The organism is Veillonella sp. oral taxon 780 str. F0422, assembly GCF_000221605.1.
In the GTDB taxonomy this organism is placed as follows: Bacteria; Bacillota; Negativicutes; order Veillonellales; family Veillonellaceae; genus F0422.
Map to the genome: position 1 here is coordinate 17,703 of NZ_AFUJ01000041.1, position 10,407 is coordinate 28,109.

The window sequence follows — 10,407 nt, forward strand, 5'->3', positions numbered from 1 at the left end:
TTACCTATAGACCAATCATCATGCCAGACCCTTGACCAGCAGTCCATAAATAGTGCAAAATTGGACCTAAGAACATGATGATGCCTACGCCAAAACAAGCATATAGAATTTTTTCTAAGGATCCACCAGCATTACCTTTCATCATAAGAAAAGCGGCAGCGCCAATGAATAAACCACCTACGACCAGTGCAAAAGGGCCAGTCATGAATTTAATGATACTGAGGAAAAAACCAATAATAGGAATATCAAAATTCATTCCAGAGGTATCGGTTTTCCCACCAGCTCCTTTGATTACTGTAGTAACATCATTAGCAAAAGAATAGATATGAGAGTTAGTAAGAAGGAAAGCTGTGAGTCCAGCTACTTTCATTAAATAAGCATTTTGAATTTTTTCTTTCACAAGTTGTAATTTATCTTTCATTGATATGTTCCTTTCGTGGAATAATATTTGTAATATACGTATTTTTTTCTTCAGAGAAAGATTCGACTTCAATAATTTCATTGACGATACGACCACGTTTACCGTTACCTAAATCGGTATGTACGATGGAAATAATCACATCAATGGCATCACCAATCAGTTCTTTAATATCACCAGATGAATCGGGGTCCTCCTGGGCTAGGGATTTAATGCGGTTAATGCCACTCATAGCGCTGTTTGCATGGACTGTGCATGCACCGCCAGGATGACCTGTATTCCAGGCTTTAAGCATAGTATAGGCACAGCCATCCCGAACCTCACCAATCACGATACGATCAGGAGAACGGCGCATACATTCACGTAATAAGCGGGTCATATTGTATTTGATAGCTTTTTCTGAGTTCGTTTCTTGCTTTGTGAACATAGGGGAGTAGTCACTAGCAGAGCATTGTAACTCTGGTAAGTCTTCTAAAGAGATGATTCTGTGGAAAGGACTTAGCCTTGCCATAGCCTCTAAGATGGCATTTAAGAAGGTAGTTTTACCTGTGGCAGTACCACCAACAATTAAGATATTTTTACGAAGAATAACAGCATTTTCAATGTAATCTTTGTAATTTTCAGTAATAGTTCCATTCGCTACATAATCGTCTAATGTAAATACAATAGTGGCTCGTTTACGCACATTAAATTCAGGAGTTTTAACAATAGGTGGTAATTCACCTTGGAAACGGTAGCCGTAGCCTCGTATTTCAGTAGAGATAGAGGGAATATCTTCATTAACGATTTTATCGGCTTGGCCAGCAATTAATTCGATAATGGCCGCTCTTTGTTTGTCTGTTAGGGAAATGTTAGTAATAACTTTGCCTTCAGTGCCTGATAGATAGCGAATATATCCATCTGAATTAACATAAATCTCCGTGATGTCACCACGATTAAATAAGGTAACGAGTTCAGTACCTAGAACAACATCTAAGACTTCATTCCTCGATGTTGTTTGTGTCGTCATCATCTACCTCCTCTTCATGTTCGTCTATATCTGTATTTAATGCATACATGAAGTCTTCTCGAAGCGTTTCAGAGATTGTGTTGTCTTCTAAAAAGGTTTGGTATCGTTGTAAATAATCATCAACAGTCTGAGATCTATTGGTTTCTAACTGTTCTTTGGCGGATAGAATGGCACCCACTAAAATTGACAGGTTGTTAATAGGGAAACCTAATTGTTGAATGATATATCCAATGTGGCTTAATTCTTGGTTATGTTTTCGTTTAGATTCTTGACGTTTTTCTTTTCGTAAGATTTCTAACTTTCTTAATAAAGCAGCCTCATCTTCCATCAACTTAGATAGTTTTTTAGAGCTTTTTTGAATATTTTTCTGTGAACGTTGAATAGATTGCATTGGTAGGATAGTAATCACCTCACTTTTTTATATTTTTATCATAAGTAAATGTATCTGAAGAAGTTTGAGAGGCTTGTTTACTCAATAGGGCCTCTCGTTTTGCATTTGCATTTCGTACAGGGTCTGTACGGATCACATTACTAACTATAGGGGCATTAATGAGTTTTTTCAGGTAATAATTGTTTTCGTAATATTTAATCTTATCTGTTAAAACAGGGAGAGAACCTGAAGCAATGATAACTTCTTGGTCTTCCATTCGTTTTAACTCATCAGCAGTCATTAAAGACCTAGCCATTTGACTTGTAGAAGTACTGGTATAACCAATGAATCGACCTGCATTCCTAGTTTTAGATTTGGATTCAATAGTAGCTTTACCAATTTCAGTCTCTGCATATTGGGCAGTATCATTGTCATTGGGGGCATAGAAAATTTTTAAATGGCAGTTCATTAGAATTTGGTTATCTTTTCCATAAATGCCATTAATTTGTGGTAAGCCCTGGTTAATCAAAAATACTTTCATGCCATACCCTGCAATATAGGATAGTGTGGCGGCAAAAGACTGTAGATTACCTAGAGAAGAAAACTCATCCATTAAAAATAAACAATTGTGTTTATAATTGGATTTTGCTTGGCCATTTACATAGGTTCCAATAGATCTAGCATGATGCTTTACCATCATTTCAAAGAACAGCCTAAAAATAGGGGCTAGACGTAATAAGTCGGATGGTGGAGTGACTAGATACAGTGATACAGGCTTTTTGTAATTCATTAGGTCATCAATACAAAAGTCAGATACTGATGTGTTATAAGCTAGTAATGGATCTAAATATTCCTTTAAAGCAGTATTGGCTGTAGATACAATCGAACCTAACTCATTATCTGGTTTAGACGTGATTTCAACGAAGGCCTGATAAATAATGGGGTGTGTTCCAGGCATTGAATTGAGTGAAGTAGCTTGAGGATAGATAGCTCTTAAATCCTCTTGTGTAAAATGCCTTGTTTCATAGCTGCAAGTTTTTGTATTCCATTCCACAATATCAATACCTTCTGGAGGAACATGTTCGTACATCACTAAACCCTTAGCGGCTTCTACAAAGCCTTTAGCAGTTTGCTTATATACCCCATCCTTATCTTGTTCTACGGAGATACTAGATTTTAAAAAACTAGCAACGCTATATAAAGTAGGAGGAGTAGGGTAGTTCTCTGGATCTGTGTAATGTGCGTATTTTAAATGCAATATAACGGTCATTATGACGTTGGTTGCATTAGAGGTCCAGTGATCTGGATTTCCTTTTCCTTCATAATCAGCTATGATTTGAGCTAAGTTTTGAGCTTTTGATACTTCCATAGGATTTCCAATAGGAATTTCATCAAGCGGGTTCCATCGAGCTGATGAGCCATCATCACTAGTGGGTTCAAACTTAATTGCTACATGCCCCATTTTCTTACGATACCCAGCCGTAACACCCCAGTTTTCTGACTTTATATCATTGACGATAACGCTACTTTTCCAACTGCCTAATAGGGTTGGAATAATAAGTCCTACGCCTTTACCAGACCGTGTAGGAGCCACAACAGCTAAGTGCTTGTTGGAGTTATCTCGTAAATAAAAATGAGGTAACTTTTTGTAGAGTTTGACAAGAAATTTATAGAAAAAATCATAATAATATGTAGGTGTCCAACAATATTTTTTTATATCGAATTTTGGTGGATTCTTTAAATAGGCTTGTGCTTGTTTAATTTTTTGCCCTAATACTTTTCTTCGCTTTGGATCGGTATTTGCATTATATTCTTCAAGCCAAACAGTGATTTTTTCAGGAATCCGATCTAATACTTTATCTTGTTTTTCGTCAAATTCCATCTCTGCATAGGCTAGTTTTTCGTTTTTCTTTACTTCCAACCGTCTTAGTTGTTTTGTTAAGGATCTTTTAAAGGGAGAATCATATAATCCAATTGTCACACCATTGCTAGAAATAAGGTTCATCTTCAATAGATCCTTATACTCAGCCCAACGTGCCGAACCATGTGAAGTTAGCAATGCTTTAGGTTTTAGGAGTAACGCAATGATAAAAATTAAAAACAAGCCAAATCCAACCCACATAATGGCATTGGTAAATAAATAGTTTGCTTCGTGGTAATAGAGAAACCATGTGATACATTTGAATGGGTGATACCATTGCATATATTCATTAGAGATAGTAGGAGCACCTAAATAATAAATATTGTAATTAAGTGCTTCTACTATAGAATTTGTTGCTTTTTGCATAGCCCAAAGCATAATAGATGAATAGACTATGTACCGCATAGTTATCTATACTCCGAGGTATATTCAGGAATTGAAATATCTTGAGTAACAAATAAGCTAAATTCTTTACCAGGTCGAATCTCAATTGTAATTTGATTTTGCGCAGACCGTTTGACTAAATCAGAGATAACATCTTGAATTTCTTTCACACCGCCTGAAACAGCTTCTTGACCAGGGCTACGATTATCTGAACCACCTGTGTTTCCAGTTGCAGATTGTGCAATAGCACTTACCATAGTTCCAAATACTGCGGTTCTTAATAAGTTACCAGTGTGGGAATCATAGATGTCTTTTAAACCAGGCATTCCTGTTCCATCAATCGCTGGTAAATTAGGTAATGTGATGCTATTACCATTAGGTAAAATAATTCGATTGAACGTAACACCGATTCGTTTAACACCTTTTCCGCCAGCACTACCTGCTTGGCCAATAATTTTTGAACCTTGAGGAATTAATAGATGTGATCCTGTTAGACTATCATAGATGTCTTGACGAACCACAGCGACAATTTCATTGTTAGGGATATCTGTTGAAATTCCTGTTAATAACGTTGCCTGAATAACACTACCCGCATGTAACATATGAGATCCTAATGCATCTGCTGTAGCATAGGATTCATTTGTGTTTGTGTAAATCGGTGTTGTGCCATTGTTTGTTGTTGTGCCATTGTTTGTTATGTTTGTTGTATGTGTAGGTGTAGTAGTAAGGTTTGTAATTGATTGACCTTGTGCTACAGCAGATGCGATTTTAAAAGCAATAGGAGCCATGTCGATAGCTTCTTTTTCTTTTTGAATTTTTTCTAAATCTTCATGATCATGATTATGTGAAGTAGAAGTACTCATTGGTGCAGGTGTATATTCTACATTTCGTACGGATGCAACAGGAGCATGCGTATGACCATGGCCATGAGATTCAGGGGTAGCACCCTCTAAGTGATTGTGACCATCAGCATGACTATGGTTATTTTTGGCATTTTCGCCCACTTCACGATAGGAAGATGATAGATTAGCAGCAGGGTTATTAGTAGAATTAGCAGTAGTAATAGGTGGATCTGGAGGCTTAGATTCTGGAGCTTGTGATAGTTGTTTAAAGCCAAACACTCCGCCGCCAATAGCGGCTACAAAAACAACTGTAAATAAGCCAATTTTTTAAAGTTAAAGCTACTACCTCTATCTCGATCTAACACTTCATCCTCATCGAAATAAAAATCTTCTTCTGTATACACTTTGGATTCATTTTCAAGAGTACTCAATGCTTCCGTAGTAGTATCAACAGTAGTATCTGGATTAGATAATCCTTCAGAAATATTTTCTGGAGAGCTATTATCTGTTACAGTTGAATCGGTAGAAGGTTGAATAATCGTAGGAATAACCGTTGTTTTGTTATTATCGTCCATTCACTACCTCCTTATTGGGTGTAATATCAATATATTTATTTTTTCCATACATTAGGCGAGCTTTAGTAAATACTCTATCAGCCACTAAGTAGGAACCAATCACACGATAGTTGACGAGCGTTAGTGAGTTATCATCTTCTAAAATATACAAAGTTGGATAATTGTACTTAGTTTGAGATGAAACTTGGATATAGGTTCTAACAGCATCATCATAAATTTCTGTAGGAATTAAATCCTTTGGAACGTTACGATTTTTTAGTTGATACCGATAATTTAGGTTCTTTAATTCGGTACCTCCTTTGCTAGATGTTTTTGTATGAGTGTCTAAAAACTCTTTTTCTTTTTTGTCCTTATAGACTGGTCGTAATAGTTCAGCTTGTCGTTGTCTTTCAATATCCTGTGGATAAGTAAAAGATACTAAACTATAGTGATCTGTACTTCGTAACGCTAAGTGATAGGTGTGGTTGTTAGTATTTACAATAATATTAGTGCGAATGCCATCTTTTAATGGTTTGATGTACAGATGAGGAGTACCAGATACTGTAGAGGTATCAATTAACCATTGGAGTGTATCACCACCTCCGATATACTGAATAGTTTCACCTGGATGTAATGCTACATCGGCAATATAATTCTTACTAGTATCAATGGTGTAGACACTTGTTGGATGATATTCATAAATTGATGAGGCACCAAGTTCTTGGGAATCATGCATATGATACAGTGCTTTAGGTGCCTCAGCAGCATGAGAAGTGAGACTAAATGAAGTACAAAGTGCTGCTACACAAAAAAGGGGGATGTATTTCTTCATATTCATTTTTTTTCTCCTCCAGATTCTCCTCCAGATTCCTTAGTTACACCTAAATCGATGATATAGATGCCAAGTGGATTTACAAGAATTTGTTCTTCCTTAGTAGGAGGAACTACTTGAATGGAGAATAACCCTACATAGTTTGTCGGTTTTGGAGATTTTGTACCATTTAAGTTGTAGGTATCTTCGCTCCAACGAACTTGATATGTTGAGTTTGTACCAGGTTGTTTTTGAATGGAAGTAATAGCAGTTTGGACTGTCATTTTTCCAAGTTTGTTAGTTGGATTATCCTTATTGATAAAATCGGCGTACTTGTTCATAGCCTCTGGAGTAATGAAGGCTTGCGCATCGTCCCAATTTTTCTTAAATTGAATTGGATCAAGTGGTACGGTTCGTGAATGCTCAATAAATTTAGATAATGCATACTTAATTTCTACCTCTTGTGGTGTGTAGTTTGTTACCTTGATTTCTCCGCTAGTATCAATAGCGCCTGATGTTTGGTTGACACGTACTACATAGGTTTTTGAAGTGTAACTTGTTACAAATACTACGGTTGAAATGACACAAATAGCCACAAGTACTAAGTAGAGAATGTTCCTTTTGTGGGCTATATCTTTTTGATATGCCAGGTTGTATAAATCGGAACTAAATTTTGATCCACCGCCTTTTACGATGGATTTTAGTGGATCCCCTTTGGGAAAGTTGCTGTGAACTGGATCCATTTAATCACCTCCTTGCGTAGAGTATACCACGGTTATATCTTATTTGTATATATGAATTTATATCGTAAATGATATTTAAAATATATTTGGGGTATATAAAAGTGTACCTTGAAGGAAGTTATATCTCTGTGATATGCTAGGGGTATAAAAAATTATCTGAGTGCGCAATTACACATTTCTCTCTTGACTAGGTCAAAACGAGAAATGATTGCGGTCTGTGACACGAAATAAGGGGTCACTTGCCAGTGACAAAGAAAATTTATAAACGGTAAATTTTACAAGAAACGAAAGGAGGTGCGATAATGAGTAGCTGCCATCTTGAAAATACACCACATGCAAAATCACGTACTGGTGATAAAATCAACACATTGACACATATGGAGTACATTACTCGTGAAGGCAAATATGCTACTATGTCGCACCGAGAAGAGGATCTTGTGTATACATCATCTGGTAATCTACCTAAATGGGCTGAATCTGCCCGTGAATTTTGGAATCAAGCTGAAATTAATCGCAGAAAAAATGGCAGAGCGTACAGAGAAATTCGTATTGGCTTGCAAGAAGAATTATCCTTAGCTGAAAATATTGCTTGCATCGAAGAGTTTATGGATAAGATGGGAATTAAGGACCATCATGTATATACCTATGCTATCCACGATAAGACCGCAATGTTTGATGAAGACCATCGAAATATTCATGCTCATCTTATGTTTAATGAAAAACAAGCCGATTATGCAATAACAGACAGTCCTGAACAATTCTTTAAACGATTTACTGTTAATGCTGATGGACATAGTGTACAAGGACTACCTGTAGATAGATATTGGAGTACAGAAGAATCTACTAGAGATATGCGTGCTACCTGGGAAGATATTGTGAATCGTGCTTTTGAACGAAATGGCTTAGAAGAACGCATTAGTATGAAGACCTTAAAAGCACAAAGAGAAGCACTTTTAGAAGAGGGGAAATATGAGGAAGCTGAACTATTAAACCGTATACCAGCGGAACACTTAGGCAATGCAGCAAAGAATCCTAAGACAAGAGAGCGCATCAGAGAAATGATGAATGAATTAGAGTATGATCAGGGTGAAGCTCCAGGTGAGTTAGTAGGGGATACTACTAGTGGAGATAATCCTTCTAATGAACATACAATTCATGATAATATTCAAGATGTTGTAGAAACTGAATTTGAATTAAAACTACAAATTTTTGCGCATGATGCAGTCATTCGTAAGTTGGCCAAGGAAATCCAAAAAGAACGTAAAGCATTATTACAAGCGAAAGAAACAAATGTAGAAAAAGTTGAAGATAGAGCAGTGGATTCTTCTGTGAAAGCAGAAGAAAAAACAGCTAATATCGTAACTGTAGATGATATATTAGTTGGCCTAGAAGAACGTATGATGAGTTCTTTGGAAAAACAATCTGCGTTAGCTAAACAATATGCTAGCGAAGAAGCTAAGTTGTTAACGCCACGAGAAACATATATTGCTACGGTTGATGCAGTGACAAATGGAGAATATACCAAGCATAAGCAAGCTATGCATGATTCTAAAATGGTATTAAAAGCAGCTGAAAGAGATTTAAAATCAGGCTTAAAACGAGTATGCTCATACCAGGAATTTATGGCGCTTACGGCTACAAAAGAAAAAGCACGGGAAGAACGATTACGTTCTGTCCGTGCTGCGTTAGCATGCCGTCATGAAGTTAGAATGTCGAAAGAGTTGCCTAAACAAGCGGCGATTGTGTATGAACAAGAAAATGCAATACGAGATACAATGAAAGATTTGCAAAAACAAATTGAAAAAGAAAATAGAACTTACATGTTGTATAGTAAAAAGGCAGATGAGCTTTTACCTATACCAGGTGATACAGTATTGTTTACAGAAGCTATTCCGAGAGAAGTTAGAAAATTTGATAAACTATATGGCGTGATTCCATTGAAGGATTTACCTTCCATATCTCAAAATAGAGAAACGGAGCATGGAAAATATAGGGATGAATATATTGTTATAGATGGTCAAATTCCTGATAGAAATAAACCAACACAAGTAGTACGTGCTATTAAAGTTCGTGATGCAGTAGTTGATGGAAAGGCACCTGAATATGAACTTACAATTACACCAGAAACTTCAAAAGAAGGGCGTGAATACTTTAAAATTACATCAGTCAAAGAAACACATGCACAAGTTGCCTTGCATCAGTATAGATCTTATAAGAAGAAAGACATTGGCGATCTTTTACATAAACTAAAAAAACGTATGCCTGTGAAAGCATCAGAGTTGCCTCAACCAAGTACTCGTAGAGGCTATAGAATACATGCTGTTAATAGTAACACTAAGGATTTTATTAGTAAAAGTGTTAACTCTATAATTGCTGATGGTACTGGAGGACAAAGACAAGGCTTGTGGCGTGAGGAAGATGAATATAAAGGTCATGTATCTGAGATGCAGCAGGTCGAAGAAAAATGAAACAGGGGTGGAGTTTGTAAAGTAATTGTGATATAATAACAGCAGCTAAAATAACAAGGATTATCTAGCATTGGTAACACCAAAAAAGCACAGGGCGGCGACCCTGTGCTTTTTCTTTACCGCCTAAATAACGGTTTTGGCTAGTCACTATTTCTTGTTACTGTCTAACCATTTGCAGATGTAATAGCTAATTACATTCGCCATAACAGCAACAAATAAAAGGATTAAATAGTTAAGCATTAGTAACACACCCCCTTTCTGTCACGCAGATTGGGTGATAGTGACAGTTTTATTATAGCAGATTTATTTTCATAAAATATATACAAAGAACAGAGGGTAAGTTCTGTGCTTGGAGGACGAGGACAAAGACAAGGCTTGTGGCGTGAGGAAGATGAATATAAAGGCTATGTATCTGAGATACAGCAGGTAGAAGAAAAAAGAAATAAGGGTGGAGTTTGTAATTTATTTATGATATAATAAATTTATACTAGACACCAAAGATGTATCTAACATTGATACATTTATACACACCCAAAAAAGCACAAGATCTTCATCTTGTGCTTTTCTTTATTCTAATTAGCCAACACAGCTTGGATCGGCTGGTTTGAGAGTAGTGTGATTCTGTAAATATCTAAAACGAGAATTATTATGGGACTCTTATTAGACCGGTTTGAGAGTAGTGTGATTCTGTAAATATCTAAAACCCCAAACTATGGTATAATAGACATGATTAACAAGGTAGCAATTTATCATGGATTGCACCAAAAAAGCACAGGAAGGCGATCCTGTGCTTTTTTTGATGTAATAATATCTTGTTAGTACAATTGTTGTATTAAGAGGAATTTTTTATCTACTAAAGCCTTTAGACTTATCCTTTTTGTTGTCCT

Annotated in this window: 9 protein-coding genes; 1 reads left to right on the plus strand and 8 read right to left on the minus strand. The window is 36.3% G+C overall.

Going from position 1 to position 10,407, the window contains the following annotated elements:
* Positions 1-4: 4 nt before the first annotated feature.
* The 8 genes from HMPREF9200_RS05025 to HMPREF9200_RS05060 form a co-directional block, all read right to left on the minus strand.
* On the minus strand, positions 5-421 hold the full coding sequence (locus HMPREF9200_RS05025) for a hypothetical protein (protein WP_009353735.1): 417 nt from the start codon (positions 419-421) through the stop codon (positions 5-7).
* Positions 411-1,427 carry an ATPase, T2SS/T4P/T4SS family gene (locus tag HMPREF9200_RS05030; protein ID WP_009353737.1) on the minus strand — a complete coding sequence of 339 codons (1,017 nt, stop codon included), beginning with the start codon at positions 1,425-1,427 and terminating at the stop codon, positions 411-413. The genes HMPREF9200_RS05025 and HMPREF9200_RS05030 overlap by 11 nt, the downstream gene beginning before the upstream one ends.
* The gene (locus tag HMPREF9200_RS05035; RefSeq protein WP_009353726.1) at positions 1,399-1,818 is read right to left on the minus strand and encodes a hypothetical protein; all 420 of its coding nucleotides are present in this window, start codon (positions 1,816-1,818) and stop codon (positions 1,399-1,401) included. The genes HMPREF9200_RS05030 and HMPREF9200_RS05035 overlap by 29 nt, the downstream gene beginning before the upstream one ends.
* 19 nt (positions 1,819-1,837) lie before the next feature.
* On the minus strand, positions 1,838-4,084 hold the full coding sequence (locus HMPREF9200_RS05040) for a type IV secretory system conjugative DNA transfer family protein (protein ID WP_218015401.1): 2,247 nt from the start codon (positions 4,082-4,084) through the stop codon (positions 1,838-1,840).
* A gap of 41 nt (positions 4,085-4,125) precedes the next feature.
* Positions 4,126-5,223, minus strand: coding sequence for a TrbI/VirB10 family protein (locus HMPREF9200_RS08105; RefSeq protein WP_009353743.1), 1,098 nt, complete (start codon positions 5,221-5,223; stop codon positions 4,126-4,128).
* 17 nt (positions 5,224-5,240) lie between these two features.
* Positions 5,241-5,519, minus strand: a complete 279-nt coding sequence (locus HMPREF9200_RS05050; protein WP_009353732.1) for a hypothetical protein — start codon at positions 5,517-5,519, stop codon at positions 5,241-5,243.
* The gene (locus HMPREF9200_RS05055) at positions 5,509-6,234 is read right to left on the minus strand and encodes a TrbG/VirB9 family P-type conjugative transfer protein (protein ID WP_176604757.1); all 726 of its coding nucleotides are present in this window, start codon (positions 6,232-6,234) and stop codon (positions 5,509-5,511) included. Before HMPREF9200_RS05055 ends, HMPREF9200_RS05050 begins: the two co-directional genes overlap by 11 nt.
* Before the next feature lie 98 nt (positions 6,235-6,332).
* Positions 6,333-7,052: a type IV secretion system protein gene (locus tag HMPREF9200_RS05060; protein WP_009353734.1), complete on the minus strand. Its 720-nt coding sequence runs from the start codon at positions 7,050-7,052 to the stop codon at positions 6,333-6,335.
* A 302-nt stretch (positions 7,053-7,354) separates the two neighbouring features.
* Here HMPREF9200_RS05060 and HMPREF9200_RS05065 point away from each other — a divergent pair, with 302 nt between their 5' ends.
* Positions 7,355-9,520 carry a MobA/MobL family protein gene (locus HMPREF9200_RS05065; RefSeq protein ID WP_009353728.1) on the plus strand — a complete coding sequence of 722 codons (2,166 nt, stop codon included), beginning with the start codon at positions 7,355-7,357 and terminating at the stop codon, positions 9,518-9,520.
* Positions 9,521-10,407: the final 887 nt, after the last annotated feature.

What these genes read in the sequence shown, in the direction of transcription:
- HMPREF9200_RS05025 (WP_009353735.1), bottom strand. Translation starts at nt 421, where the DNA reads ATGAAAGATAAATTACAACTTGTGAAAGAAAAAATTCAAAATGCTTAT.
- HMPREF9200_RS05030 (WP_009353737.1), bottom strand. Translation starts at nt 1,427, where the DNA reads ATGACGACACAAACAACATCGAGGAATGAAGTCTTAGATGTTGTTCTA.
- HMPREF9200_RS05035 (WP_009353726.1), bottom strand. Translation starts at nt 1,818, where the DNA reads ATGCAATCTATTCAACGTTCACAGAAAAATATTCAAAAAAGCTCTAAA.
- HMPREF9200_RS05040 (WP_218015401.1), bottom strand. Translation starts at nt 4,084, where the DNA reads ATGCAAAAAGCAACAAATTCTATAGTAGAAGCACTTAATTACAATATT.
- HMPREF9200_RS05050 (WP_009353732.1), bottom strand. Translation starts at nt 5,519, where the DNA reads ATGGACGATAATAACAAAACAACGGTTATTCCTACGATTATTCAACCT.
- HMPREF9200_RS05055 (WP_176604757.1), bottom strand. Translation starts at nt 6,234, where the DNA reads ATGCATGATTCCCAAGAACTTGGTGCCTCATCAATTTATGAATATCAT.
- HMPREF9200_RS05060 (WP_009353734.1), bottom strand. Translation starts at nt 7,052, where the DNA reads ATGGATCCAGTTCACAGCAACTTTCCCAAAGGGGATCCACTAAAATCC.
- HMPREF9200_RS05065 (WP_009353728.1), top strand. Translation starts at nt 7,355, where the DNA reads ATGAGTAGCTGCCATCTTGAAAATACACCACATGCAAAATCACGTACT.